This is a genomic window from Altererythrobacter lutimaris (genome assembly GCF_013371495.1).
GTDB classification, from domain to species: domain Bacteria; phylum Pseudomonadota; class Alphaproteobacteria; order Sphingomonadales; family Sphingomonadaceae; genus Erythrobacter; species Erythrobacter lutimaris_A.
Genome location: NZ_JABWTA010000001.1, coordinates 1,149,340 through 1,176,123 on the forward strand (window position 1 = coordinate 1,149,340; position 26,784 = coordinate 1,176,123).

General features: G+C 55.4%; 19 protein-coding genes and 1 tRNA gene. 1 reads left to right on the forward strand and 19 read right to left on the reverse strand.

Features of this window, described 5'->3' with window-relative positions:
* Positions 1 to 26: 26 nt before the first annotated feature.
* The 11 genes from HUO12_RS05550 to HUO12_RS05600 are packed head-to-tail and all read right to left on the reverse strand — an operon-like array spanning position 27 to position 15,454.
* Positions 27 to 1,388 (reverse strand): MFS transporter, encoded by a 1,362-nt coding sequence (locus HUO12_RS05550; protein ID WP_176272644.1) that lies wholly within the window; start codon positions 1,386 to 1,388, stop codon positions 27 to 29.
* Positions 1,385 to 3,847, reverse strand: coding sequence for a glycoside hydrolase family 3 C-terminal domain-containing protein (locus HUO12_RS05555; RefSeq protein WP_176272645.1), 2,463 nt, complete (start codon positions 3,845 to 3,847; stop codon positions 1,385 to 1,387). Before HUO12_RS05555 ends, HUO12_RS05550 begins: the two co-directional genes overlap by 4 nt.
* A complete protein-coding gene (locus tag HUO12_RS05560) occupies positions 3,840 to 6,311 on the reverse strand; it encodes a glycoside hydrolase family 95 protein (RefSeq protein ID WP_176272646.1) in 2,472 nt (823 codons plus the stop codon). Before HUO12_RS05560 ends, HUO12_RS05555 begins: the two co-directional genes overlap by 8 nt.
* 16 nt (positions 6,312 to 6,327) lie before the next feature.
* Entirely contained in the window at positions 6,328 to 8,352 is a 2,025-nt protein-coding gene (locus HUO12_RS05565) for a glycoside hydrolase family 2 protein (protein ID WP_176272647.1), read from the reverse strand.
* A 16-nt stretch (positions 8,353 to 8,368) separates the two neighbouring features.
* Positions 8,369 to 9,217: a fumarylacetoacetate hydrolase family protein gene (locus HUO12_RS05570; RefSeq protein ID WP_176272648.1), complete on the reverse strand. Its 849-nt coding sequence runs from the start codon at positions 9,215 to 9,217 to the stop codon at positions 8,369 to 8,371.
* A gap of 7 nt (positions 9,218 to 9,224) precedes the next feature.
* Positions 9,225 to 9,989, reverse strand: a complete 765-nt coding sequence (locus tag HUO12_RS05575) for an SDR family oxidoreductase (RefSeq protein WP_176272649.1) — start codon at positions 9,987 to 9,989, stop codon at positions 9,225 to 9,227.
* Positions 9,979 to 10,809, reverse strand: a complete 831-nt coding sequence (locus HUO12_RS05580) for an amidohydrolase family protein (protein WP_176272650.1) — start codon at positions 10,807 to 10,809, stop codon at positions 9,979 to 9,981. Before HUO12_RS05580 ends, HUO12_RS05575 begins: the two co-directional genes overlap by 11 nt.
* Positions 10,806 to 11,792 (reverse strand): aldo/keto reductase, encoded by a 987-nt coding sequence (locus tag HUO12_RS05585; protein ID WP_176272651.1) that lies wholly within the window; start codon positions 11,790 to 11,792, stop codon positions 10,806 to 10,808. Before HUO12_RS05585 ends, HUO12_RS05580 begins: the two co-directional genes overlap by 4 nt.
* Positions 11,789 to 13,336, reverse strand: a complete 1,548-nt coding sequence (locus HUO12_RS05590) for a sulfatase family protein (protein WP_176272652.1) — start codon at positions 13,334 to 13,336, stop codon at positions 11,789 to 11,791. The genes HUO12_RS05585 and HUO12_RS05590 overlap by 4 nt, the downstream gene beginning before the upstream one ends.
* Before the next feature lie 5 nt (positions 13,337 to 13,341).
* On the reverse strand, positions 13,342 to 14,640 hold the full coding sequence (locus HUO12_RS05595) for an enolase C-terminal domain-like protein (protein WP_176272653.1): 1,299 nt from the start codon (positions 14,638 to 14,640) through the stop codon (positions 13,342 to 13,344).
* A 49-nt stretch (positions 14,641 to 14,689) separates the two neighbouring features.
* On the reverse strand, positions 14,690 to 15,454 hold the full coding sequence (locus HUO12_RS05600; protein WP_176272654.1) for an IclR family transcriptional regulator: 765 nt from the start codon (positions 15,452 to 15,454) through the stop codon (positions 14,690 to 14,692).
* 104 nt (positions 15,455 to 15,558) lie between these two features.
* On the opposite strand from HUO12_RS05600, the gene fucP reads away from it, so the two are divergent.
* Positions 15,559 to 16,821 (forward strand): L-fucose:H+ symporter permease, encoded by a 1,263-nt coding sequence (gene fucP / locus HUO12_RS05605; protein WP_176272655.1) that lies wholly within the window; start codon positions 15,559 to 15,561, stop codon positions 16,819 to 16,821.
* 274 nt (positions 16,822 to 17,095) lie between these two features.
* On the opposite strand, the gene HUO12_RS05610 is transcribed toward fucP, so the two are convergent.
* The 8 genes from HUO12_RS05610 to mltG form a co-directional block, all read right to left on the reverse strand.
* Complete coding sequence (locus HUO12_RS05610; RefSeq protein WP_176272656.1) at positions 17,096 to 19,228, reverse strand: TonB-dependent receptor; 2,133 nt, start codon at positions 19,226 to 19,228, stop codon at positions 17,096 to 17,098.
* A gap of 417 nt (positions 19,229 to 19,645) precedes the next feature.
* Positions 19,646 to 21,022 carry a family 16 glycoside hydrolase gene (locus HUO12_RS05615; protein WP_176272657.1) on the reverse strand — a complete coding sequence of 459 codons (1,377 nt, stop codon included), beginning with the start codon at positions 21,020 to 21,022 and terminating at the stop codon, positions 19,646 to 19,648.
* 356 nt (positions 21,023 to 21,378) lie between these two features.
* The gene (locus HUO12_RS05620; RefSeq protein WP_176272658.1) at positions 21,379 to 23,607 is read right to left on the reverse strand and encodes a TonB-dependent receptor; all 2,229 of its coding nucleotides are present in this window, start codon (positions 23,605 to 23,607) and stop codon (positions 21,379 to 21,381) included.
* A gap of 276 nt (positions 23,608 to 23,883) precedes the next feature.
* A complete protein-coding gene (locus HUO12_RS05625) occupies positions 23,884 to 24,141 on the reverse strand; it encodes a helix-turn-helix transcriptional regulator (RefSeq protein WP_176272659.1) in 258 nt (85 codons plus the stop codon).
* A 220-nt stretch (positions 24,142 to 24,361) separates the two neighbouring features.
* A complete protein-coding gene (locus tag HUO12_RS05630; protein WP_176272660.1) occupies positions 24,362 to 24,616 on the reverse strand; it encodes a helix-turn-helix domain-containing protein in 255 nt (84 codons plus the stop codon).
* A 498-nt stretch (positions 24,617 to 25,114) separates the two neighbouring features.
* A tRNA-Met gene (locus tag HUO12_RS05635) sits at positions 25,115 to 25,191 on the reverse strand.
* Between the two features lie 92 nt (positions 25,192 to 25,283).
* A complete protein-coding gene (locus HUO12_RS05640) occupies positions 25,284 to 25,802 on the reverse strand; it encodes a 2'-5' RNA ligase family protein (protein WP_176272661.1) in 519 nt (172 codons plus the stop codon).
* Positions 25,803 to 25,816: 14 nt separating this feature from the next.
* Positions 25,817 to 26,782 carry an endolytic transglycosylase MltG gene (gene mltG / locus HUO12_RS05645; protein WP_176272662.1) on the reverse strand — a complete coding sequence of 322 codons (966 nt, stop codon included), beginning with the start codon at positions 26,780 to 26,782 and terminating at the stop codon, positions 25,817 to 25,819.
* Positions 26,783 to 26,784 lie beyond the last annotated feature (2 nt).

The window sequence follows — 26,784 nt, forward strand, 5'->3', positions numbered from 1 at the left end:
TAGGCGGCGCCACATCCTGTTAGGGTTTACGCACTGAGCCGCAAATTGCGGTGCATTTGCTGATCGAGCTTGTAACCACGAAGTATCGCGAGCATCGCAATTGCACCAGCTGCCGGAACCAGCGCCATGACACCCCGCAAGGCTGTCAGCGTCTGATCGGATTGAACGGTGTTGGCCTCAAAACCGATCCAGCCAAGCAGTCCCCCCAAGAGCAAGGCGTTAATTCCGACAGCGGCTTTTTGCGCGAAGGTTGCAAAACCGAAAGTGCGAGCCTCGGCACGAACACCGGTGGCCGCTTCCCCGAACTCAATCGTGTCAGGCAACATCGCCCAGAACATCACCGGCACGGCTCCCCCGCCAATGCCGATCAATCCAATCGCAAGAAAGGCGATCATTATGTTGCCTTCGAAATTGAGGAAGAAGAGCAAATAGCCAAGGATCGCAATCCAGAGGCCGCGCTCCAGAGCGACACGTTTAGATGTGCGCTTGGAGAGCCAAACCCAAAATGGTGTGACCACAATGAGCAATGCGGCCGGCAGGAGTAGCGCGGGCAAGGCAAGCTCAGGCTGTTCGATGTCGTATTTGAAGTAATACAGGACGTTCTTGCCAAACATGCCGAGACAAATCGAGCCGACCACAATGATACCAAAAACTCGTATGAGCGGAGGATTGACGACAAACAGTCTGAACATCTTTGCAAGGTCTTCAAAGAAGCCGGTTTTGCTAGCAGCGACATCATCTCGTTCCGGTTCTCGCATAGCCGTACCGCAGTAAATCAAACCCAAGGCAGCCATTGATCCGCTGATCGCAGCAGCGACCAGATATCCTGTGGCTTCATTCGACGCTGCATAGATCCCCACGACAAAAGGGGTAACAAAGGCAATCGCCATCCCGCCACTGGCTGCTCCAACCATGCGAAAGCCTGCAAGTACAGTCCGTTCATCAGCGTCGTGGGTCAGCCTTGCCTGCATCGAGTTGAACGGCATAGAAACTACCGTGTACATTGTTCGTAGGAAAATATGGGTCGCAAGCGCCCACACCCACGGGGCAATCGCAGAGGTTGGCGTTGTCGAGAATGCGAGCGGATAAGCCACACCAAAGGGTATCGCACCACATACGATCCAGGGTCGATATCTACCCCATCTCGTGCGTGTACGTTCAGCGAGCGTTGCGAACATGGGGTCTGTAACCGCATCCCAGACCATTGCGGCAAGATAGATCGATCCTGCGACAAATGGTGATATACCCGCTACATCGGTGTAGAAATACATCAGGAACAGGGTCGTCCCCTGCCAAACCATAACGAAGCCGAAATCACCCACTCCGAACGCGAGCCGGGACGACATAGATACCTTGTCGCTAACCGATGCCCCAGACGTTTCGGTCATCCCTCTGGCCGCTCTATCTCGAAAACTACCGGAAGATCGCGAGAGCTCGATCCGACGTGGATGCGGTAGATGCCTGACGCAGTTCTCCAGGCTGCATTATCAACGTCCCAATGGGAAAATGCGCGCGCATTCAGCGTTAACTCGATTTCTTTCGTTTCGTCAGGCTGTAGGACGACTTTGGTGAACGCTTTGAGTTGTCGCGCTGGCTTCGTTTCGGCTGTGGCCAGATCCTCAACATAGGCCTGCACTACGTGTTGCCCTGTCCGCTTGCCGCGGTTTGTGACCGCTACCCTCAGCGTTACGTGATCAGGCTCAAGGACAGGTTCGCCGGTCGCACGCTCGATCGCAAATTCGGTGTAGCTGAGGCCGTGGCCGAAGGGAAAGAGCGGCTCGAGTTCCAGGGCATCGTAGTGCCGATATCCGACAAAGAGACCTTCGCCGTATCGCACCCTACTTCCCCCCGGGTAGTGCAGGAAGGACGGATTATCATTGTACTTCTTCGGGTACGTCATCGGCAATTTGCCCGAGGGATTGACCTCTCCGGCGATCATCTTGGCGATGGCCCCTCCCCCTTCCTGACCGGGAAGCCAAGCTTGCGCAATCGTCGCTACACGGTCCGCCCAAGGCATCTCTACGGGGCCGCCAGAATTCAGAATCACGACCGTATTCGGGTTTCGGGAAAGTACGTCGTCCAGAAGGTCCTCCTGCGACTTGGGAAGTCGCATAGAAGAACGATCTTCACCCTCGGTTTCGCTTTGTGCACCCGCACCCATGAAGAAGAGAACCACATCGGCGTCAGATGCAATATCTAGTGCACGCCCACGATCCGGCTCAGGTTCGCGCAGAGCGAAATTGAAAATGTTGAAACCCGCCAGAGCGCCCTCGGCAGGCTGTCTGTATCTGAGAGTGATGGGATACGCTCTACCCTTCTCGAGCGTGATCGAGGCGGATCGTTTGTTCAACGCGAGGATCATGAACAGCAATTCGGTCTCGCGCGGGCTTTCATCGGCGACAAGCGTCTTGCTATCGATGACAAGTTCGACGTCGGGATTGGAATGGGTCAGCGTGATCTCATGCTCGCCGCTGTAGCGTGGGATTATGACGCCGGACCATTCCACGCTGAAGGATGGGTCATGAAGTTGTGCCTTGGCTCCGAAGCCGAGCTTTGCAAATCGCCAATCGACGCCCTCGTCAACGGCATCGCCCGAGAAGTCAGCATTGTCGAAGTATCGAAACGCTAGTCCAGCCTCATCGCTATCGAGACTTGGCTTGAGCAGGCGCCCATCAATGATTGGCGGCTTTTCATCGTGGTCGACGCCTCTTTCATAACTGATCGCCACGTCTGACGAAAACTCTTCCCTCAGCGCTTCAAGAGGTGAGACGAGGCGATCCGGGGTGACCTGCGAGCTTCCCCCGCCTTGAATAGCAGGTCGGTCTGCAAGACCACCGATGACTGCAATGGAGGCCGCGGACTCGATCGGAAGCAAGCGCCGCTCATTTTTGAGTAAAACCAGGCTCTCCGCTGCCGCGGACCTTGCGAGATCACGATGCATCGCAGTGCATGTTTCGCCCTGCAATTTGTTCTTTGTGGGTTCCAATCCGCCACAGCGCTCAATCAGACGCAGCACCCGAAGGACATGATCGTCGAGCGTTGGCTCATCGATTTGCCCATTATCCAGCGCCTTGCCAAGGTTTTGGCCATAGATCCTCGGCGGACCAGGCATTTCCAGATCCAGGCCTCCTTGCGCCGAAGCAACTGTCTCCTTCGCCCCCATCCAATCGGAAACGACGACCCCATCAAAACCCCACTCACCTTTGAGGACCTCGTTAAGGAGCCAATGGTTCTCGCAGGCGAAGACCCCGTTCACGCGATTGTAGGACGCCATTACCGTCCATGGCTTGGCCTCGCGCACAATCAGTTCAAACGCAGCAAGATAGACTTCTCGCAGGGTGCGCTCGTCAACATCCGAAGACGAGGACATGCGATTGTGTTCCTGATTGTTGGCAGCAAAGTGCTTCACCGACGTGCCGACACCGACGGATTGCACGCCTTTCACAAAGGCGCAGCCTGTCACGCCGGTGAGAAACGGATCTTCTGAAAAGTACTCGAAATTCCTGCCGCCCAAAGGCGTTCTCTGGATATTTACCCCAGGAGCGAGGAGCACATCAACGTCATGAGCAAGCGCCTCACGACCGATGGCCGCCCCCACTTCGTGCACCAGTTCAGTGTTCCAGGTGGCTGCCAAGGCGCTGCCGACCGGGAAGACCACAGCAGGCTCGGAGTTGACAGACCGTAGCCCGGTCGGACCATCGGACATTCGAAGACTGGCTATACCCAGGCGCTCGATTGCTGGCAGTGTCCAGAAGTCCTGCCCTGAAAGCAGGCTGATCTTCTCCTCACGCGTAAGCTCGGCGAGCAACTCCGACAAACGATCAGTTGTCCGCGCCGCCTCATTCATTTGTCGCACCCACGTTTGGCTCGAAACTGTATGCCGACCCCGAAACTCCTGAGAATGATGTAACCCAGTCTGGGCCTATCCGCTGTCTGTCTGTCTCCTTCAATGCACCGTCTTGCGATCGGACGAGAAGCGGATCGGCGCTGCGCAACCTTACGATGCTATCGCGCATTGCAACAATCTCACCACGTTCCAGCCTGCCTTGCGACCAGGAGAAGTCTAAGGTGTAGCCGCCGCGCGCTTTGAGACCTCTGACCCTTCCCTCAGACCATGCCGTGGGAAGAGCTGGCAAGAGATGGACTTCGTCAAGATGGCTTTGCATCAGCATCTCAGAAACCGCAGCCATTCCCCCGAAATTGCCATCGATCTGGAAAGGAGGATGGGTGGTCAGCAAGTTTGGCTGGCTGGCTCTCCCGACCAGCACGGAGAGCTGTTCTAAAGCGCGATCTCCCTCGTGAAGGCGTGCAAACATATTGGCGAGCCAGGCTCTGCTCCAGCCAGTCCCCCCTCCTCCGTTCTGCAGCCGCGCCTCAATAGTCTTCCTCAACGCAGCCGTAAGCTCCGGAGTTCTCTCAGGAGAAATGTCGTTTGCGGGATGCAAAGCAAATGCGTGGGAAATATGACGATGACCAGGATCGGCTTCGTCATAGTCTTCGATCCATTCCATCAGCCTTCCATCGCGCTGGCTGATTTGCATCGGCACCAATCTTGCTTTGGCAACCAGGATTTCCTCTTCCAAGGCTTTGTCGAGGTCGGCATCTGCTCGATCAGTGCGAACCGCTTGCATGAGTTCAAGCGTGGCATCGAACACTTCATTGACGATTTGGGTGTCACCGGTCGATGAGAAAGTTAGGACAGCAGGCTGCCCTGCCGCATCGAGATAGCGGTTTTCGGGCGACTGGGAGGGGACGACGGCCAAGCGTCCTGCATATGGAAGTCCCTCCGGGATAGGCTGCAGGATATCCAGAATGAATTCAGCGCTTCCCTTGAGAACAGCATAGCCACGCTCTGCATCTTCGTCATTCTGAGTGAAGCGGTATCTCTCCGCGAGCGCGAGTGATGTCCAAGCGCCGCCGAGCGGCCAGTGCCCCCAAATTGCTCGGTCGGGCACGCTCCGAGCGTAAGCATCACTGGTATGATGCGCAACCCAGCCACGCGCTCCGTACTGGATCTTTGCCGTGTCCGAGCCGTTGCGTGCCAGTGCCTCAACCCAATCGACCAAAGCTTCACTGCTGGAAGTCAACCCCAGAGCTTCTGCACCCCAGTAGTTCATCTGCAGGTTGATGTTCATGTGGTAATCACTGTTCCACGGCGCAGCTATGTAGTCGTTCCATTTGCCTTGGAGATTTGCTGGAAGGCTGCCTGGCCGACTGCTGGAGATAAGGAGGTATCGACCAAACTGCGTGAACAACCGATAGAGATCGGGATCATTTCCACCGGCCCTAACGTTGGCAATCCGCGCAGCGGTATCACTCGCATCGCTGCGAGGGCCAAGTTCGAGATCAAAACTGTCGTAGAGCGGTGAATAGGCTGAGACGTGATCGGCAAAAAGGTTTGCAAAGTCCTTTCCGCTTGCCTTTGTGATATGTTCTAGCGTGCGGTCTTCCGGGCGAGCGCCGCGGAACTCGGTATCAGCCGCAAGCAGCAACCAAAATTCTTTACTGGTGCTGACACGCAGCGCGTCGCCTTCAACTGCGACGGAACCTGAGGGAACGACGGCGGCAATCCGGGCGGAAACGGAATTGCCATAAGTGTCGCTCCCACCGTTCGAGCGCAGTCGAAAGGACATGTGCAGATGACCATCGACCGCTTGCGCAACAGGGCCATCAGGACGCGCGAACGAAACATCGTAGTCGATCAAACGACCATCCGGTGAGTCGAAAGCGACGTGTACGACGATGACTTGATCCGCTGCACTCGCAAAGACAGTCTGACTGACCGAAACACCATCGGAATAGCTAAACTGCGAAACAGCCGCAGCGCGCTCCAGGTCGAGATAGCGCCGATAGTCCCGCACTTCGCCCGAGAGCGAACTCGAGAGGCTCAGATCGCCGAGGGTCTGGTAAGACAAGACGTCAGGTGCTGCTCCGGGCTGTGTGTTCAGCGAGAGCTGCTCGGCCTCTCGTGCCTTGCCATCGAAAATGAGATCGACGATTGTTTCTTGAGCGGCGGCTGCCCCCTCGCGCACTTCGTTGCGATCCGTGCCGCCTTCCCAGACAGTCTCTTCGTTGACCTGGATTATCTCATCTCCGGGCCGCCCAAAGACCATTGCTGCAAGGCGGCCATTGCCGACTGGATAAGCGTGTTCCCACTCCCAAGCGGGGCTGGTTAAAACTATGGCGTCATCTGTGCTCGCCCCTGATGTCTGTATGCCCTCGTCCTGAGGTGACGCCTCTTCGGCTGACACCGCCCCAAATGCGGAAAAAAGAGCCGCGAGCATCGCAGCCAATGAACAGATCATGCGCATGTTGGTCGCTCCCTCTTCACTTAGATGCTGTGCATTGCGGGATAGGAGGGAGCGCTGAACGCGTTGCAGTGCCGTAAGCGCGGTAGAAGAATTTGAGCACATCAAATGCCAGTTTGCGCTCGCCAGTTTCGGAGATCAGGCCTTTCCTGTTCCACCCGTCCTGCACACCTCCAAGCGGGCGCATGGGGGAGCGGAAGTCCTTGAGTACCCACGGGCTGACGCCGGAAAGCCCTGGATTGCCGAGCATCATTCCGACCTGCGCACGATAGAAGCGAGCCTGGAAATCCTCGGTCCATATCTCATCCGGCTCTCCTCGGCGCCCTTGTAACGCACCTGCACCAAGCTCGGAGATAATCATCGGCTTTCCAAACGCGTTACTGAAACGCAGATTGGGAATGAGCTTGAAGACAGCCTCTCTTACGTCGGCAACCGGAAGGCCCGTTGCTTGGGCAATCGGCCGGGAATAATACCATCCATAATATTGATTTATAGAGACAACATCGATGTATTCACCTAGCGGATCGTCGATTTCTACCGCATAGGGTTCTGGCACCCCGCCCTGCACAACCCCTGTCACCCGCTCGACGAGTTTGGCGACTGCTTCGTCGCTGTAATCCGGAAGCAGTGCGGCGGCTATCAACCGGTTTCCCCCTCGTTGCCGAACGTCCGCTGCCAGCTGAGAAAGAAAGTCGAGCCGTTCAGAAGAATTCACCGTCTCGTTTGCGACAGACCAGAACAGGATCGATGCGCGATTAAAGTCGCGATCAATCATTTCAGCGTATTGTTGCTTCGCCGATGCCAGCGTTGCTGGGTTACTCCAGTCGATGCCCCAATACACAGGGAGCTCCGACCAAACGATCAAACCGCGACGATCGGCTTCGCGCAAAATAAGCTCGTTGTGCGGATAGTGAGCAAGGCGAATAAAGTTTGCGCCCAGTTCAACAGCCTGATCGATGAGCGCGGCGGCCTCTGCTGCGGTGGTAATGCGCCCACCATCCACGCCGATTACCTCGTCATGAATGCTTATGCCCCGAAGGAAGATCGGAAGGCCATTCAACATCAACCGGTCTCCAACAGCCGCAATGTGTCGGAAACCAATCTGATCGGTGACAACTTCATCACCGACAGTGACGCTCACGTCATAAAGTGTCGGGGAATCGGGGCGCCAGAGATCGAGGCAGTCGACCATCAACTCGGTAGTTGCCAAACCATCAGCGCCGGGCACACCGGTCCAATCGATCCCGAGAGCCGGGATAGTTATGCGCACCGGGACAGGTTTTCCATCGACTTTGACAGACGCGCTGATGCGCTTCCCTTCGCTGTCGGCGAGTGACAATTGGTAATTTCGAGCGAAACTCACGGGAGTTTCAATCAGCCTGACATCGCGAGTGACCCCTGTGTAGTTGGTCCAATCCATGCGAATGCCCGGGACGCGATCGGATCTCCGCTCACCATCAATTTTCACGACGAGACTGTTCTCTCCCGCAACAAGCTTGTCAGTCACTTCGAATGAGAAAGGCGTGAAGCCACCTTCGTGAGACCCAATAAGCTGTCCATTTAAGTAAACGACCGACGAGTAATTGGCTGCTTCGAACTGTATGAAATATCTTCGGTCAGCCTTCGGTGAAGCATCGAATTTCTTCCGATACCAGACAATCCCCTCGTAATTTGCAAGCTCACGAGCCTGCCCCCGCCAATCACCTGGCACGGTCAGCGTCTGTGCGCGGTCGAAGTCGTACTCGAGTAGGTCTGCCTCGCCGTCGGGCTTCAGATCGAGAAAGTAGCCGTCATCCTTGGGGGTTCCAAGAATTGTGGTGTCTCCTGTTGAGTAGGGGTCGATGATGGCCTGCCATTCCCCGTTCAATGACAGAGAGGCTCTATCCGACGGGTTTTGAATGGCGCTTTGTGCCGAAGCCGTGGGGGGCGCGACCACACAAAACGCTATCAGCGCCAGCACATAGACGGCTCTCAACATCTCTAACTCTCTCACCAAAGCATTTCTATCAGTTCGAACCCTTGCTGATGCCAGTTGTTTTGTCAATGAAATGCTGTTTCATTTAGTTTGAGGCTTCGATGCAAACCTGCGTCTGCTCGCCCAGGCCCGCTATGCCTAGGGTCACGCGATCACCCGTGGACAGATACTGTTCCGGCTTCATACCCAACCCAACACCAGGCGGAGTTCCAGTCGAGATCACATCGCCCGGATGAAGTGACATGAACTGCGAAACGAAGCTGACAATGTATTTGACCGAGAAAATCATGGTTCCGGTATGCCCAGATTGCATGCGATGACCATTCACATCGAGCCAGAGGCTTAAGTCTTGGGGATCAGGCACTTCATCTCGTGTCACCAGATACGGCCCGATCGGGCCAAAGCTGTCGGCACTCTTGCCCTTTACCCATTGGCCTGTTCCTTCGAGCTGGAAGGCACGCTCAGATAGGTCATTGATCACGCAGTAACCTGCGGCATGTTCCATTGCATTGGCTTGGTCGATGTATTTGCCTTGCTTCCCGATCACGACCCCAAGTTCAACCTCCCAGTCCGTTTTCGTTGAGCCGCGCGGAATTTCAATCGGGTCGTTGGGTCCGCTGATAGCACTCGTCGCCTTTGAAAAGATCACAGGTTCCAAGGGCGGTTCGACCCCGGTTTCGGCCGCATGATCGGAATAGTTGAGTCCGATGCATATGAATTTGCCTACGCCTCCCACGCAAGGACCAACTCGAAGCGATCTGTCTAATTCTGGAAGTGAACCTAAGTCTTCCTTGGCGATCTCTTTCAGCCGCTCATCGCCCAGCGCAGTGCCAGACCAATCATCGATCAGCCCGGAAACATCTCGCCAGGTCCCATCCTTGGCTTCAATGGCAGGCCATTCCTGCCCGCGCGGCCCTACTCTCAATAGTCTCATCTTAACCTCACATATTGGACCAGCCGCCGTCGATCACGTGGACCGCGCCGGTCGTAAAACTTGCCTCGTCCGATGCGAGGTGCAGAGCCAGTTGAGCGACCTCCTCCGGCTTGCCAAACCGTCCTCCAGGTTGACGTGCCAAGAAGGCAGCACGGTTCGCTTCAAATGCCGACTCTCCAGCGCCCATGCGCTGCTGCAATGAAGGCGTCTCGATTGTCCCAGGACAGATCGCATTGCACCGAATCTGTTTCGTGACGAAATCGGCTGCAATCGATTTTGTCAGGCCGATGATCGCGGCTTTGGTTGCACCATAAGCAAACCTATTGGGCGCTGCGATAACCGACGAAGCGACCGAGCTGATGTTTACGATCGAACCTCCGCCGCGGGCCATCATTTCTGGCAGGAACGCACGGCACATCTCATATACTGAAGTGAGATTGATTTCGACCGCGCGATCCCACTCGTCGCGAGAACAATCCAGCACGGTTCCATTTGGAACCCAGCCAGCTACATTCACCAACACGGAAACATGATCGCTGCTCAAGGAGAGGCTCCTGATAGCTTCGCTGTCAGTCACATCAAGAACATGGGTTTCGCCTGCATCACCAAGGGTCAAGCTGCCAAGCGCGTCGGGCGATACATCTGTCGCAATGACCTTAGCGCCCTGAGCGGCAAACAACTCGCTGATCGCTTTGCCGATCCCGGCACCAGCTGCAGTAACAAAAGCTGTCTTGCCCGCAAGCCGACCGCTCTGGCCTGTATCACACGCCATACATTCTCCTCGCATTGTCGCGAAAAATCGCCGCTCCGTTTGCTGGCGCCAACTCCGATATAATCTCGCGTGAAAGGCTCGCCCATCTCCGATACGTTCCAGACATCGCTAGTACCGGCCAATCGCTGCCCCAAATGACGCGTTCCGGACCAAAACAGTCTAATACATAGGCAATCGTGTCACGCAGGAGCGCGAGATCAGGATCGGGCCCGCACTCGGTCAAAAGGCCGCTGATCTTGCACGACACATTGGTATGGGATGCGAGCTTCTCGAGTGCATCACGCCAGGCGCGAATTTCGCCGGAAGCCAATGGTGGTTTGCCGCAATGATCGAGGACCATACGCAAGCCCAAGTTTCGCTCGGCTACGATCGAGCACGGCTCGATATGTTCTGGTTTGGCGTGAAGATCGAGCACGAGTGAATGCTCACTCAATGCGTCAATTACACCGACAAAGCGATCATCCAGGATCCATGCGGGATCATCCAGATCACCAATCATGGGGCGGATGCCGACAAGATGCTCCCGCGACAAAAGCAAGTCTAACTTGCTTTTCCAGTGAACAGACTCAAAGTCGATCCAGCCAACAACTCCGACTACGCGGGCATCGTCAGCGGCGACATCGAGAAGAAACAAACTCTCTTCGACCGAAGGAGCGGCTTGCACCAGAATGACTGATTCCACGCTCGCCTCTTTCGCCTCGGGCCAGACGTCTTTAATCGCAAAATCCTGATAGATCGGCGCAAGGTCTGGTGTCAGCCAATCATAGTCGCCACGCTTAAGCTGCCAGATATGCATATGGGCATCCAGCCAGCCCTTCATGGTACAAGCGCGTCCTTCTCGATCAGACCGCGCTCTTTCAGAGCGGACCAGAGCTCGGAAGGGATACTTTCGTCATTCCAGCTGACAATTTCGCGCAACTGCTTGGCGGTTTGTGCTCCGGGGACAACAGCATGGACAGCCGGGTGCGCTTGGACAAATGCCAACGCGGCAGCAGGCAGAGAAACGCCGAAGTCTTCGCAGACCGCTTGCTGGGCAGTCACCTTCTCAACAGCCCATGCCGGAGCGGGCTGGTAGTTGTAGCGCAAAAGTTCCTGATCGCGTGCCACGAGCAGCCCAGAATTGAATGGCCCGCCAACGATGACCCCGACCCCGTTTCGCTCCATCTCATTCATGAACGCCATCGAAGCTTGATGCTCAAACAGGGTGTAGCGCCCCGCCAGCAACACGAGGTCCAGATCGGCATGGACGAGGACCTCTCGACAGGCTTCGATTTCGTTGACGCCTATGCCAATTCTTCGGGTTTTGTCTGCCTTTTTCAGATCAGCCATCGCTGGAAGAGATTCCGAAATTGCGATCTCAAGAACAGCTTGGCTTTTGTCTCCGTGAACGAGCTTGCCAATATCGTGCAGAAACAGCGCTTCGACCACATCCACACCAAGTCGTTCGCAGCTACCTTGGAATGCCTCTTCGATTCCCTCAGCCGAGTAGTCGAAGCGAGAACGGAAAGGCGGAGTGTCAGCAAAACCCTGATCAAATTTGCCCCCTTTATCCTGCACGAGGACCCGTCCAACCTTGGTAGAGATCGAGAGATCAACTTGCCGCGACGCGAGGAACTTACCAATACGCGCTTCGCTCAGACCTGCCCCATAATGAGGCGCAGTATCTACATAGCGAACTCCGGCGTCCCAAGCTGCAGAAAGCGTTTGTTCGGCCTCCTCATCGCTGATCGAGCGATAGAGGTTGCCAATCGCCGCAGCGCCGAGCCCCAGTCCCGAGAATGCTTCCCCGTTTTCGGCAGTCACAGCGGCTCGGCCCCGGGACGCGAATAGCCAGCATCGCGAACCGCCTCGAGCTCACCGGCAAGAGCGTCGACTAAGTCCGGGTGCTCGGCGGCCAGATCAGTTTGCTCAGTCGGATCTGCCGAAAGGTCATACAATCGGTATGTGCTCCTTGGAGGGTTCGGCAGTTTGCCTTCCAGGAGTTCGGGATAGCGAGATCCGTAACCCCCGGACTGACCGTCCAAGACAAGCTTCCAGTTGCCTTTCCTGTATGCAAAGGTTCCGAACAATGAATGGTGGACGCCACTCGATCGCGCCTCGCCAGATGTCGCTCCAAGCCCGAGTGCACGCGCAAAACTAAAACTGTCCGCTGCGTCTTTCGCGGCTAAGGAACCGCCAAGCAACTCCGCTATCGTCGCAAAGAGATCCGTCTGGATCACCAGGTCGTCGGAGACGCGTGGCCTCACCTTGTCAGGCCAGGTCACGATGAAGGGAACGCGATGGCCACCCTCGGTGAGTTCGGACTTTTGACCCGAGAAAGGCGCGTTGGGAACGTGGCCAAATTCTTCAAGGTTTGAAAAGTGCACAGCGCCATTATCGCTGGTGAAGATCAGAATAGTGTTCTTCCATTCTCCCGTTCGCTTGAGCGCGTCCACTATCAATCCAACCGAATGATCGGTTTGAGCAACGAAATCGCCATACTCACCTGCTTGAGATGCTCCGTGAAAGTCTGCGGTGGGCAAAACCGGAGTGTGCGGTGCGGGGGATGCATAGTAGAGGAAGAATGGCTGTCCCCCATTGGACAGCTCCTCAATCTGTTGCACGGCCTTTCGGACAAGGATTGGCTCTACCTGTTCAAAGTCGAAACCAGGGGCAATCTCACCGGCCCTCCAGTAAAAGAGCCCGTCGAGATATTCTCCTTCCCGACGCTCGGGAATATCGCGATCCGGTGGATCCACATATGCCCCGTTTTCAAGAAAAGCGTATGGCGGAAAATCGAGGGAGGCTGAAAGTCCGAAGAAATAATCGAATCCGACAGCGTTTGGACCGCCACCGGGGTCGGTTGTGAATTCCACTGGCTCGTCAGTGAAGCCCGTGAGAAATTTGGACATGTCGGGCTCTGCATCGCCGAATCCTAGATGCCATTTGCCAACCATTGATGTCGAATAACCGCGCCGCTTCAGCCACTGCATTAAGGTCAGCTCGTCTTGCCGAATCAGAGGTGGTGAATATCCTCCCAACACGCCAACTTTTAGCCAAGTTCTCCAAGCGTATCGGCCCGTCAACAGGCCATAGCGCGAAGGTGTGCACACTGACGATGGCGAGTGCGCATCTGTAAACACGACACCTTGCTCGGCAAGTTCACTAATGACAGGAGTTTCGATCTTCGCCGCTGCATTGTATAAAGCGAGGTCACCATAGCCCAAGTCATCCATGTAGATTAGAACAATGTTGGGCTGCTCAAGCGTTGCAACTGCTTCTTCGTCGCTTCCGTTCTGTAGGTGACTGCAGGCCGCAAGAGGGAGCACAGTCACGACCAAGACCATCAGAAGTGTTTGAAATCGCATAGGTCTCAATCCCTTTTCTGGAGCCAAAATGAGCCATCGGGGAACGAGAACGCGCCCAGGCTTTCCTCGCGAAGGTCAACGGAATAGCCGGCTCTCTTTGGTGGGAAGTATCTGCCACCCCGAACATCGATCGGTTCTTCGAAGTGGTCGTGAAGGTCGCCTGCATGTTCAATCACGCGTCCGTCCATCGACCCAGAAAGGCAGACATAATCGATCATCGAGAGATGCTGCACATACTCACACAAACCGACTCCGCCTGCGTGAGGACAAACAGGAATTCCCGCTTTTCTCGCCATAAGCATCACTGCAAGATTCTCATTCACGCCCGCAAGTCTGCAGGCATCGATCTGACAGAACGCTATCGCGCGTGCCTGCAAGAACTGTTTGAACATGACTTGGTTGTGCGCATGTTCCCCAGAGGCCACCCCAATCGGAGAAATGGCTTTGGCAACTTCCCTGTGAGCCAAGATGTCATCGGGATGCACTGGCTCTTCGATCCAATGGATATCAAACTCCGCCAACGCGCCGACCCAATGAATTGCTTCGTCACGCCCCCAAACCTGGTTTGCATCAAGCGAGAGCTTCACTTCTGATCCAAGAGTATCGCGAAACAATCGACAGCGCCTGCGGTCCTCTTCCAGGTCCCTGCCAACTTTGAGCTTGAAATGAGTCCAACCTTCTTCGCGCGCAGCTAACAGCCGTTGAATGAGTTGATGATCGTCGTACCCAATCCATCCCACCGAGGTCGTGTAGGCCGGGTAGCCTGCTTCTTCCAGATGCTTGATGCGTAGGCTTCTTGTCGGTCTGAGTTCTTCCAACCACTCAAGCGCCTCTTCTGGGGCTAGAAAATCCGAAATGTGCGTAAAATCCACTGCGTCAAGCAGCCTGTCTGGATCGATTGAGCATACATACCGCCAGAGTGGCAAACCAGCGCGCTTGGCCAAAGCGTCCCAAACTGCATTCACGACCGCGGCCGCAGCAAGATGGACAACGCCCTTTTCTGGTCCCAACCATCGCAGTTGACTGTCGCCAAGCACCAAACGACTTGCGAGGCCGAAGTCTGCCTCGAAGTCATCCAGCGAATATCCGATCACCTTCTCAGCCAAAGTCTGAACCGCTGCGACGCACAGTTCATTCCCGCGACCGATCGTGAAAGTCAGACCTTGGCCGAGCAACTCGGCGCCATCGTAAAGCTTCAAGTAGGCACAGGAATAGTCAGGGTCACCATTCCGTGCATCCGAACCGTGGCCGTGAGCCGACGTCGGGAAACGCACGTCGTGGGTTGTGAAGTTGCTGATCGGCATAGTCGTCCCGTCATTTCATATGCGGAACACCATTTCACATAAAAGTCAGCTAGCCAAGTCTTAGTTTCTCCGAGATGCCGCTCGCAGTGAGCTTCAGCGCGTCAACCGCCTCTTCTATGGAGGTCGCAGCTGCCCCCCCTTTCAAGAAGGGAATGGTCAAAGCGGCGACACCTTGCTCCGAGCTATTCTCAAAAACAGGGGCGGAGATGTCAGTGACACCGGGGATCAATGGAGACTCGCGGACCAGGATGCCCGCATCGACCACTTGTTTCACGAAGGTCTCGAAGCGCTCCGAAACTGCTTTTGAATTATCAGAGCCTGAGATCATTGAGCGGATTGACTTCTGCACACTGTTTGAAACGTTGGCGAGAATAACTGGCCCTGACGCCGACTCTACGATTGGCATCCTGTGCCCTACCCGGACTGCAAAACCCAAAAGTCCGGGGCTCTCCATCCTGGCCACAACAACAATATCTGACCCGCTGACGACAGCCAGATGACAGGATTGGTTGAGTCTCTCGCTTAGCTCGCGCATCAGGGGTAATGCAGCCTCATGAAGATTCCGGCGGGGCGGAACGCGCATAGCGAGATCAAACAGCCGGTTCGTCAGAAAGAACTTTTCATCTGACGTGCGAGCAAGCCAGCCAAGCGTCTCTAGTGACACGAGCATTCGATAGATTTGATGCTTCGAGCGTTCTAGTTGGTCGGCGATCTCGTTCATCGTCAACGGTCGATCAGCAACAGCAAGCCTTTCGACAATCGAAATGCCTTTTTCCAATGCCGGCGCGCTATACTGCTTTTCTTTCATCATCATCCACTTGCGCTGCATTGGGTATCGACGTCAAGTCGTGACAAGCTGGACTTCTACACCGTCTCGACTAATGCGAAACATCCTTCTATATATAAAACGGGGTGCGGATGCAGCGTTGGATCTACAAGGGCTTCACGGTCGGCTTCTTCGCTGTGGCAAGCCTTTTTCTGCTTTGGGCTCTAGCAAACAGCCTCAACGACATCCTGATCAGGCAGTTTCAGAAGGCTCTCGACCTGAGCAGGGGGGAGTCGGGCTTCCTCCAATTCGTTTTCTATCTCGGTTACTTTTTCTTCGCGCTTCCGGCAGGCTTCCTGATCGAGAGGCTGGGTTATCGCGCAGGTATCCTAATTGGCCTCGGCCTTTACGCGATCGGCGCCTTGGCGTTTTACCCGGCAGCGGAGATACGCGAATTCTGGGCGTTTCTGGCCGCGCTCTTCGTGATAGCTTCTGGTCTTGCGATACTTGAGACAGCGGCAAACCCAATGATCGCCAGGTTTGGCCCGTCCGACAAATCTGCCCAAAGACTTAATCTTGCACAGTCACTCAATGGTCTCGGGGCATTTGTCGCGCCGGTGATTGGCGGTTTGTTCATTTTCTCGGGCATCGAATTGGAGACGTCGCAGATAGAGGCGATGTCGGCCGCTGAGCTCGACGATTATCGTGCTTCCGAAGCAAGAATGGTTCAAGCGCCCTATCTGGCGCTGGCGGCAGCAATTGGACTTGTCGCAGCAATACTCGCGTATGTCAGATTACCCATAATCGATCATGGGACAGAGAATGAGGAAACACTTCAAAGCTCAAAGGTTAGTCTCACCGCGCCATTGAAGGTAACCCATTTGCGGCGAGCAATCGTCGCGCAATTCTTCTACGTCGGCGCGCAAGTGGTCATATGGAGCTACTTCGTCGATTTCGCCATCGATGTCGGCGTGGACATCTCAGAAAAGACCGCAGCCTTTTTGCTGTCACTCAGCATCGCCAGCTTCATGGCAGGACGCTTTATAGGTACGTGGCTCATGAGTTGGATTGCTCCTGCCAAGCTACTGGCGCTGTTCGCGGTCATGGCGTCCATCTTGAGTGTTTGCGCCGTTGCGCTCGACGGTGAGATAGCGCTGGCGGCGCTTGGAGCGACAAGCTTCTTCATGTCGATCATGTTCCCGACGATCTTCGCATTGGGTTTAGAAGGTTTAGGCGAACACACCAAGATCGGCTCATCCTACCTGATTATGGCAATCATTGGTGGTGCGCTCTTTCCGCCGGCGGCCGGCTACATCGCCGACGCCACCGGCAATATCCAGCTTATGGCCGCACCGGCGGTAATTAGCTTCATTGTAGTGGCGCTGTTCGCAATGGGATGTTCGCGGCGCTCATGATCGATGCGCCAAGCCATGCAATGATTGCCTTATCCGCTCTGCGAAAAGGTTCGTGAGGGTTGAATGGTCGATGTTTTGGCGTTGGCGCTTGCGCGCACGATGGCACGTCCTGTCGAAGGTCTCGGAATGCTGAATGCGCTAGGCGTTCATGATTTCAGTTTGCATGAATCCTGCCAAAAAAAGTGAGCCCGGTGCAACTCATTGCCCCGGGCTCTAGAGAAACGAAGGGGAGAGAAATGCCTTCGCTCAGAGCAGAGATAAGCTCGGACGCCCTTCAAAAATTGAATTCAACAGTCGCTCCAATTGTGCGAAAGGCACTCTCACCAAGCGCCTGGTGGTAATTGAGCGTCGGCTGTATGGGGTCGCGAAAAATCAAGGAAGGAGCCCGCACGTCAAAGAGGTTGCGGGTAAAAACCGAAACCTCCCATTGACCATCGGGGTCCTTGATGCCGATACGGCCATCGACAAGGGTGTCCCCGTCGATCTCGACATTTGGATCAGGTGCAGGTGAGGAGTTCACGTCGCCCCGCGTAACCGAGGCCAGATCGATGAAGGCGGCGACGCCTGGAGTTAAATCGCGCTCGTAGCGGGTAGAAGCGGTAAACTTGATTTTCGGCGCACCCGCGAGCTGGCGGCCGTTGACGTTGATTACTTGTCCCCCTGGCCCCGCCTCGCAGCCATCAAGGAATGGGGCATTGCATTGGACTACAAGGTCACCATAGGTAGCCTCGTTGTAAAGCAGGCCAAAGCTGAAGGAGAGCCCATCGGTCGGGAATATCCCCGCGCTGGCTTGGAAACCTTTGAACCTGATTGAGTCAGCATTTGTGAAAACAAACTGGGTTAGCCCATTAACATCGGCAACTGTCTGAGCCTGGAAATCCTCGACATCAGTGACGAAGAAGGTCAGGTCTCCGCGAAGCGTTCCATCGGCCGTCTGCCCTTTGACCCCTATCTCATAGTTTGTCGGGATTTCCTCGTTGACGATGTCAGGCGCCAGGCTGCTCGGCTCGATCGGGTTGATTGCCGGTCCTTTATAGCCTCGTGACACTGTCGCAAAGAAGGTTACATCAGGTGAGGGCAAATACTGCACTCCCAGACGCCAAGAAAAATTGTTGGTGTCAATCGACCGTTGGAAAACCCCATCCGGATTGGTGAAACCCGGTATGCGAACCCCGCGATCCGGATCGACAAAATTGATGCGCTCAACATCAAGCTCATCGCGGGTGTAACGACCCCCGGCGATCAGCTTGAGCTCGTCGGTCAACGAGTACCCTAGCTGTCCAAAAACAGCATAGCTGCGTTGGTCGACTTGAGTATCGAATGATCGGGTTGCGGTAACCGGCAGGAAACCCAGAGTACCGCTTTGCGCAATAATCGGATTATATCTGTAGTCGTAGAAGAAGAGCCCGGCGACGTATTCCAACTGACTCCGGCCGGTTGAAGCTATACGAACCTCCGCACTCCATTGCTCGACGTCCTCGTCAACAGAGTTGTTGTTGAGGATGTTGATGGGAGTTGCATCGGAGTCAGTATCGCTGTTGCGCTCAAAGTAGCGATAACCGCCGATGGCGGTGATCACGGCACCGCCAAGATCGTAGTTCACCTCGAGCGATGCACCATAGCTTTCGCTAGCGAAGTTGAGCGGGCCATCCAGACAGACATCGGTATTTTCAGGTGATGCTACAACCCCGCAGTTGGTCAGAAGTGCGTTAAGCGCGCCGTTCGGATTGAGGCTGCGGGCTTGCCAAGCACGGTTCCCACCCTTCACCTTCTCGTAATCGGCATTGATCAGAAACTCGAGATCCTCATTAGCCTCGAGGAGAAAACGCCCGCGCGCGCCGTACGTCTGGCGTTCCCCCACACCTTCACCGGTCAATGCGTTGGTGAAGCGGTTGCCGATTTCGTCGAGAAAGCCGGTGACGCGCAATGCGGCGGTATCACCAACCGCAACATTGAGGGTACCATCCAGGACAAGGAAACCATCCTCTCCGACCGAAGCGCGTCCTCGTGCCGAGAACTCGCCGAGTTCCGGCCTGCGTGTGACGATATTGACGACGCCCGCTGATGCGTTCTTGCCGAACAGCATCCCCTGTGGGCCGCTAAGGATTTCGATCTGTTCAACATCGAAGAGGCTGTTAGTAGGAGGGGTAAGCTGGCCTTGAACGATGCCATCGACCACGAGCAGTACATTGTTCTCGGCGGATCTGGTGAAAGTCTGCGTTCCGCTACCGCGAATAGAGTATCCCGCGGACGGTTGGTCAGCATAGTTGAGTTCGGGCGAGGCATTTTGGAGCTGCGTCGCGTTCACGATCGAGCGAGCTTCGAGGTCTTCTGAAGACACCACCGAGACAGTCAGCGGCACATCCTGCAACCGCTCTTCACGCTTCTGTGCGGTGACGATGATCACATTGCCTTCTGGTCCAGAAGCCGCGTCCTCGGTTTGAACTTCTTGCGCAATTGCCGGGTTGGCAAAAGCAAGAGCAGCCCCCGATACGCCTGTTAGTGCTGCAAGTCTCGCCGCATGCGCCATATCACTCCCCTCAGCTCATCCGGGATTTTCCCTCCACCAACAGTCTGATGGCCATGCTGTTTTGTCAATGAAATTCTGTTTCATATCTTTCCGAACGTCTCTCCTTCCCCCGCGTGGCGTCTTATGTTCCACCTCATGCGGGTCTTCGGACAAAACAATCACGGGGTTCGCGTTTGCATGGCGCGGCGAATGCGATCCTCCAGAAGGGTGCGAGTCATGAAGAGTACAAGTGAGAGAAACAGCTTCCTGTCTCAAGCCTGACCTAGGGAATGTAATGCGCTTGGCATCACGAGGTCAGTGAGACCGTACCTTTATGCTGTGCAGGTCAAGGCTGCCCGTATCAACTCGCAAGCAAATCATTGATGATCCTGAAGAGGCCTCGCCGATTTGGCCATTCAAGGCAGGACTGAGCAATTCCGGCCGGTCAATCAGCTTGTACTCGACAACCTTAATGTTGTTGAGCCAATGCTGGGCGACTTTATCCTCCACCCTGATCTCAGCCGTGTTCCATTCACCGACTGGATTGATCCGCATGATCGGATAAGGCTCGGAGAGGTTCGTGGCCAGGATGGCGCCCCGCAGGGAACCGACCTCGCGTCCGCCATCGGTGTAAAAAAAAGAATCAAGGTCGTCGCTGCGACCTGTGATGCGGTACCGGGGAGCGATGACTTTTTCTCCTCGTGCTAGCTCGCAGGAGTTGGTGAGGTACGCTATCGAAGCCTCGGTTCCTTCGGCGACACGAAATACCCACTTGACGGAGAAGTTCTGCTTCTGGTCGGTGAGAGATAGAGACCATAGGTCGCCAGCATGCAGTTTAGTGTAATGTTTTTCCTCGCCACCGGTCCGATCTGCAGTAGCGAAATCTCCCAAGCTTCCGGTTCGCACTGCTTCAATCATTCGCCAACCTTGTGAACGCTCCCACTCGGTTAAATGATTGGGACGGTAAGTGATATGCGGCGTCGAATAAATCGCCGGTGTTCGACTTTTTGCGAGGTTGTCGGTGAGCACCCTGAGCGAACGCCACGAGACGCTGTCTCCGGGGAAGCCACGAGCTCCACTTGCTTCGACACCATGCACTTGGAGGGCAATGTGTCCGTCGACAATTCGATCGTCGGTAATCCGCGCGCATGGCACGCCGTTCACAAACGTTGAAATCTCTGATCCGATTGCTTCGATCCGGTAATGGTTCCAATCATTTTTCCGATACTGACCGATGCAAGCACGATTGATGTTCGGCGGATAGAGCCACCCCCAAGGCAAACCTTCAGCATAAAGCCCACCGGACCAGCCACGCGCGCCTGGGTCGATCTCCATCTGGTAGCCTTTGACACCGGAGTCGGAGCCTGGAGTGTCTTCCTCCGAGCGGAAGATAATTCCGGAATTGAGCACACCATCAATTCTGAACTCGGCCTCTAGAATGAAGTCTCCAAATCTCTGCTCGGATAAGAGAAACTCGCTGTCCTGCTTAGGCACCGCCGTCCCAATGATGATCCCATTTTCGACGCGGATGTTATGGTGGCCACCCGTCCGGGTCCATCCCGATAGGTCGTTCCCATTAAACAAAGACCGCCATTGAGCGTCCCCGGATGCTTGGTTTCCCGTGCATGCATTCAAAGGGAGTGTGGCCAGAAGGGATAACGCGGCAGCGTGTCTTTTGGTTGGGAATACCATATGCTTTGCCCTTCTCACCGATCAACACCGGCCTTCACGCAAAACCGTTTGCTAAGCAATTCGGTAATGCGGAGGCTCCATTTGCCAGGGTACGAACGCAAGGTTACCCATTGCCAGAGCTTCTGATTTGAAACTCGCGCGCGCCATGGGCCTTTCAGTAAGACTTCGGATGACCCTTCGACAGATCTGTCTTGCGCGACACCGTCGAGCCGGGGTGAAATGTTGAAGTCCATGTCCCCACAAACGCAGAACCGATCTCGCGGCAAGGTCGATCAGGACAGGTAATTGCGGAGCATACAACGGGATACATCGGCTGGCCCGAAGCAATGAAGGGCTTTGGATTGCCAAGCTGATCTTCAAAAACTGAAGGTAACCTGCGCTCCATACGTGCGCGGGTCGCCAGCATAGACGAAGTACCCACCTCCGCCAAAGTTAGGAATGTCACCTCCTGAAATCAGGTATCGCTCCTCAAACAGGTTTTCCGCGTATAGATTGAACCCGAAACCACCCACCCGAAAACCGGCACGCAGATTGACCAAGGTCAGTGGACCTTGAGTCAAGTTGGGATCTAGATCTGTGTTGAGGAACACGCTTGAGCGATAAAGGAGCTCTGCTTGACCAAAGACATCGACTGTGTCGCTAACGGGACGATCATATCGCGCTGAAGCAGAGATGTTCCACTCGGGCGTGTTTGGAAGGGGCCGACCGGACAGATCCTGTGTCCCAGTTACGGGGTCGAATCCCGGGTTTGGAGCAGTCGGATCCGTCGCGTTGAGGTTCTGCTGAAAAGCATTGGCAACAGCGCCCACAAAATCCGCATAGGTCGCTTCGGTGTATGCCGCCGCTATGTTGAACGTAAGACCGTCAGCTGGGTTTATTTGGGCGTCGAACTCAACACCGTAGGATTCTAGGGCGCCCACATTGGTTAGAATTTGCGCATCTGTTGTGGCGTCGAACTGCGATGCCTGAAAATCCTCGAACTCCGTCAGAAAGACAGCAATGTTCATAGTCGCCAAGCCGTCGAATAGCGTGCTCTTCAAGCCAACTTCGTAGTTTGTCGAGGTCTCGGGCGCGAATTGCGTCGGCCGCGGTGGGTCGAACCGTGCGTTTGGAGCATTGGTGCCACCCGATTTGTATCCGGTCGCGACCGTCGCGTAAGCCATCAGGTCGGGGTTCGGAAAGAACTGCAGGCCGGCAGTCCAAGTCACGACCTGATCTTCAAACGTCTCGCTCTCATCGAATTCCTGGAACCCAATCAGAAAAGCCAGAGGCGTGTTCTGCGTAACATCTGTCTGCCGCTTGAATTCGTCCGTGTAACGCAATCCTGCAAAAATGTTGAAGCGATCATCGGCGAACCGGTAATTGCCATGCGCAAAGAACGAATAGGACTCGTTGAAGAAACTCGAAGTCCTCACCTCCCCCTGACCATTGAGAGCGCCCCCAGCAAGCGCCGACCCAACCTGCGTGCGCAGGTTGTTGTCGAGTTGCTTGTTGAAATAGAAGAAGCCGGCAACGTAGTTGAAGGGCTGATCATCAGGCGACGCAATCCGGATTTCCTGAGTCCAGTGCTCACTCACCGGGTTTGATTCGAGCACGGGAAGGAAGTCCACGGCACTAAAATCGCCATCCTGGTTCCGAAAGTTTTCGAAGTTGCGGTACGCAGCGATCCAGGTAAGCGTATGATCGCCCAGCTGAATGTTGGCTTCACCGGACAACCCCCAGCGCTCTGCTTGCACCACACCATCGGTGTTTTGAGCAACTTCGAAATCAAACGGGCTGTCCAAACGATCGCCACCAGGACCTAACTCATCGTCTTTGCCGTAGTCCCCGGAGAGGACAAGAGAGAACTCGTCGGAAGGCTCGAACAAGATTTTGCCGCGTACGCCCCAACGGTCTCGATTACGCAGTTCTGAGCCGGTCAACGTGTTCGTGTAGAACCCGTCACGCTCATTTCGAAATCCGCTTACGCGGACGGCCACCGTGTCGCCGATCAAAGGCCCACTAATGGTTCCTCCGACCTGCAGCTCGTCGAAATTACCATAAGAGGCGCGGAAATCGCCCTCCCAATCAAAGCTCGGGTTCTTCGTAATGAAATGCACGATGCCCGCAGGTGAGTTTTTGCCGAACAGAGTGCCCTGTGGCCCGCGCAACACTTCGACCCGCTCAATGTCTACGAAATCACCGACACCATTCCCGGTCCTGTCCATGAACACGCCATCGACGAAAATACCGACCGAGGGATCAAGCTCGTTGTTGCGCCCGGATGTACCGAAACCACGGATCGCGACTGTACCATCGCGATCACTTGCTCCGGTCTGAAATTGCAACGAAGGAACGAGCCGCTCAAGGTCTTCAAACCCTGTTGTCTGGGTGTTGGCCAATTGCTCGCCTGTCACAGCCGCAATAGATATCGGCACATCTTGCAGGCTCTGCTCGCGCCGCTGAGCCGTAACGACGATGGTATTTCCGCTCGGTGGCGCAGCTTCGTCGGCGCCATCCAGATCTTGCGCAATTGAGGGGCTGGCAAACGCAAGAGCCGCCCCCGATACACCTGTTAGAGCCGCCATTCTCGCTGCATGCGCCATATCACTTCCCTCAACAAACCTAGGATTTTTCCATTGTGAGCCTTGTCTGTCGATCTCTGCGTTTTGTCAATGAAATAATGTTTCAGTTTCGTTTCAGCCATAACGATAGAGATAAAGCGAAGCATTGTGCCCTCGCGTGGCTGGCGATGAACGGTCGGTAAGAAACGATCTGCAAACTGAGATTGTGGCGTTGTAGAAGCGCTTCAGTCAGCCAACCAATACAGTGCGCCGAATTGCGCTAACTCGTGATGCCATGCGATTACGTCGATCGGTCTCTTATCGGGTCTCGGGTCTGGAGTTGGCGACCGTTTGAACCCAACTCTGGACTTCTGATTCGACCCAAACCGTACAACGTGGACCTAATGAGCGAGATGCCGGGAAACGCCCTTCTTTCATTCTCTGAAAGATGGCGGTCCGCTTTAAGCCGACGCGTTCCATGACCTCAGGCAGCCGTAGCAATCGCTCGGGAGGCTCGGAGATGCCTCCCGATTGGCTCTCCTGCAGATCGCTTATCGGGCCATGCTGCTCAACCATCAGCGATCCCGCATGCGTTCTAGATGTAGAGCGCGTCCCGTCGTTCTAGATCGCCAATATGATAGGACAGCAGTCGTGCGAGCCGTCTCGCCGTTCCAGTTGCCCAGCCCGGACGAACTTCTTGCAGCCGGGACCCGAGCTCACAGGTCATCGCAACAGGTAGCGCAGCTAGGAACTTCCCGAGGAAGTCGCCGATCTCGGTATCGGTCCAGTGCAACGCCTAGTCTGCATCGGTGAGAATGAAAAAGACCAGAGCGAACTTTGGATCAACTCCGCAAGCACTCAAAATGCATGATGCTTCGGCAAGTGTCGCAGCCCGTTCGCCGGTCAGGATTCGGCGCAATGTATCCTTGTGGATCGATGTTTGCCGAGAAATCTCGATGCGAGTCTTGCCGCTATTCGAGACATTGGCCGCCAGCAAGCTGGAAAGGCCTTCGTGCGACTCTTCGCCTTCGGATTTGTCGGGACTGACCAATGGACTTTCCTAAGGGTTACTCAACAAAGACTCGCGCTAGCCGAGGAGGAAGACTGTAGAAAAGAGGAAAGAACATAGAAGGAACATATAGGAAGTAAAGATTCACAGCGGGGGCGTGATTCGCGCAGAATCCGGTCTTGGGCGCGCGATTCCCGTCCACTCTCGCGCGGATCGCGGTCAGCGAAGCGCGAGACAGCAGTCCGGTTGCGCAACTTGCGGTGATTGGCAGCAAAATGTCGCTTTTTGCTAGGTCGATTGCCAGCCCGCTCCGCTTTGCGTTTTCCTACACCCAGCCTTTCAATCGAGGAAAGAACATACAGCGAACGCATCGCTGCCATTGTTCGATACGGAGTACCTCCATAACCAAAGGAACAATCCAATTTGCACGACCCATGTAAGGCACGGAGTACCGCGTTCACAGACCGGGAATGAGCGGAATACGGAGAGGTTAAGGGGCCACGCGAACGACAGTGCATCACTGTAGCAATACAGCATGCCTGGTAGCGGAGGAGGGACTCGAACCCCCGACACATGGATTATGATTCCACTGCTCTAACCACCTGAGCTACTCCGCCCCGAAAGGCATGTCAGTGAGGGAAAGCCCTGCATGACAGGCGGCGCGTTTAGGGCCGCTTGCGCCCATGGTCAACACCCGTTTGCATGGACGCTACAACGCCTCGTTGCCGCGGAACGAGGAGGCCTTGACCAAATCCCACGGACCTCCCTGATAGAGATGCAATTCAAGCGCAGGGAATGTGAATGAGCGTGGTTCCAATTCAGATACCAATTGCGCCTGAAGTGCGCGCGCCTTTTCCTTGGTTACCTTGTTCTGGATGGTGATGTGCGGGCGCGGTTCGTAGAGGTCCTGCGCTGTCAGGCTACCGTGGAAATGGTCTGCAATCATGTCGCGCAATGTGAGCAATTGTGGGGCCTCAAGCGCAATGGCAGTGCCTTTACCGAGATCCATCACACCCTTGATCTCTGCAGCTGGTGCAGCGAATTCACCAGCAATTCGAGGCAAATAGTCCTTCACCTCCTCGAGCAAGGACGGCGCAAACGAATGGAACATCGTGACATGTGCATGGAGATGATTGCGCTCGGGTGGATAGTGAGTCCGGCGCAATCCCTCTGCCCAGCCCTGAATGTCCGGTGGGAGCTTCGCAGTGACAATAAACGGATTAGCCATGAGCTTTTCTGAGCTCAGATACCGTTCTCTGCGCGGAAGCGGCGCCATTCGGCGACATTGCGGTTATGCTCCTCCAGCGTATCGGCAAACACATGCCCGCCGCTGCCGTCTGCGACGTAGTAAAGCGCGGTGGTCTCGTCCGGATCGAGCGCAGCCTTGATCGCAGCCCGGCTTGGATTGGTGATCGGGCCAATTGGCAGCCCTGAAATAGCACGTGTGTTGTACGGGTTGGGGTCGCGCAGTTCCGACACACGGATCATGCGGCCAAGGGGTTTGCCCTTCGTAATAGGATAAATCGTGGTTGCATCCGCGCCCAACATCATTCCGATCCGGATGCGGTTGGATAGGACACCCGAAACCTTTGCTAGTTCTTGCTTGTCCTGCGTCTCTTTCTCGATGATCGACGCAAGGATCACCGCTTCTTTCTTTGATTTGACCGCAGCATCAGCGCTGCGTTGCTCCCAAGCCTCGTCTAAATACGATCCCATCGCGCGCTTCATACGAGCAAGGACCGCAGCACGTGCCTCTCCGCGCTCAAAATCGTAAGTCTCGGGCAAGACTGAGCCCTCTGGCGGAACGTCGATCTCGCCCGTCAGCAAGTCTTCCGCCATCAGGCGCTCGAAGACCATGATAGACGGCATGCCCTCAGGGATAGTCACAAACCTGCGGATGACCTGCCCAGTCTGAAAGGCACGCAGGATTGCAGACTGATCCATGCCCGGCGTCAATTGAAACTCGCCGGCCTGAATAGGATCGCCGCTTCCGAAAACGCGCGCATGCATCAAAAAGCCGTCAGCAGAAGTGATCAGACCCTCTTCTTCCAATTCGCGCGCGACGCTGGTCAGCGACGAGCCTGGCGAAATAATGAAAGCGGTTTCTTCTTGCACGGACGCTGCGCCAAACATCGTGGTCGCAAGCAGTGCGCCAGCGGCCACGAGGGCGAACAAAACGGCCGCGAGGATACAGCCGATTTTCTTCATAA

What these genes read in the sequence shown, in the direction of transcription:
- HUO12_RS05620 (WP_176272658.1), bottom strand. Translation starts at nt 23,607, where the DNA reads ATGGCGCATGCAGCGAGAATGGCGGCTCTAACAGGTGTATCGGGGGCG.
- HUO12_RS05575 (WP_176272649.1), bottom strand. Translation starts at nt 9,989, where the DNA reads ATGGCGTGTGATACAGGCCAGAGCGGTCGGCTTGCGGGCAAGACAGCT.
- HUO12_RS05625 (WP_176272659.1), bottom strand. Translation starts at nt 24,141, where the DNA reads ATGGTTGAGCAGCATGGCCCGATAAGCGATCTGCAGGAGAGCCAATCG.
- HUO12_RS05570 (WP_176272648.1), bottom strand. Translation starts at nt 9,217, where the DNA reads ATGAGACTATTGAGAGTAGGGCCGCGCGGGCAGGAATGGCCTGCCATT.
- HUO12_RS05615 (WP_176272657.1), bottom strand. Translation starts at nt 21,022, where the DNA reads ATGGTATTCCCAACCAAAAGACACGCTGCCGCGTTATCCCTTCTGGCC.
- HUO12_RS05640 (WP_176272661.1), bottom strand. Translation starts at nt 25,802, where the DNA reads ATGGCTAATCCGTTTATTGTCACTGCGAAGCTCCCACCGGACATTCAG.
- HUO12_RS05560 (WP_176272646.1), bottom strand. Translation starts at nt 6,311, where the DNA reads ATGCGCATGATCTGTTCATTGGCTGCGATGCTCGCGGCTCTTTTTTCC.
- HUO12_RS05595 (WP_176272653.1), bottom strand. Translation starts at nt 14,640, where the DNA reads ATGCCGATCAGCAACTTCACAACCCACGACGTGCGTTTCCCGACGTCG.
- HUO12_RS05555 (WP_176272645.1), bottom strand. Translation starts at nt 3,847, where the DNA reads ATGAATGAGGCGGCGCGGACAACTGATCGTTTGTCGGAGTTGCTCGCC.
- HUO12_RS05600 (WP_176272654.1), bottom strand. Translation starts at nt 15,454, where the DNA reads ATGATGATGAAAGAAAAGCAGTATAGCGCGCCGGCATTGGAAAAAGGC.
- fucP (WP_176272655.1), top strand. Translation starts at nt 15,559, where the DNA reads ATGCAGCGTTGGATCTACAAGGGCTTCACGGTCGGCTTCTTCGCTGTG.
- mltG (WP_176272662.1), bottom strand. Translation starts at nt 26,782, where the DNA reads ATGAAGAAAATCGGCTGTATCCTCGCGGCCGTTTTGTTCGCCCTCGTG.
- HUO12_RS05580 (WP_176272650.1), bottom strand. Translation starts at nt 10,809, where the DNA reads ATGAAGGGCTGGCTGGATGCCCATATGCATATCTGGCAGCTTAAGCGT.
- HUO12_RS05590 (WP_176272652.1), bottom strand. Translation starts at nt 13,336, where the DNA reads ATGCGATTTCAAACACTTCTGATGGTCTTGGTCGTGACTGTGCTCCCT.
- HUO12_RS05550 (WP_176272644.1), bottom strand. Translation starts at nt 1,388, where the DNA reads ATGACCGAAACGTCTGGGGCATCGGTTAGCGACAAGGTATCTATGTCG.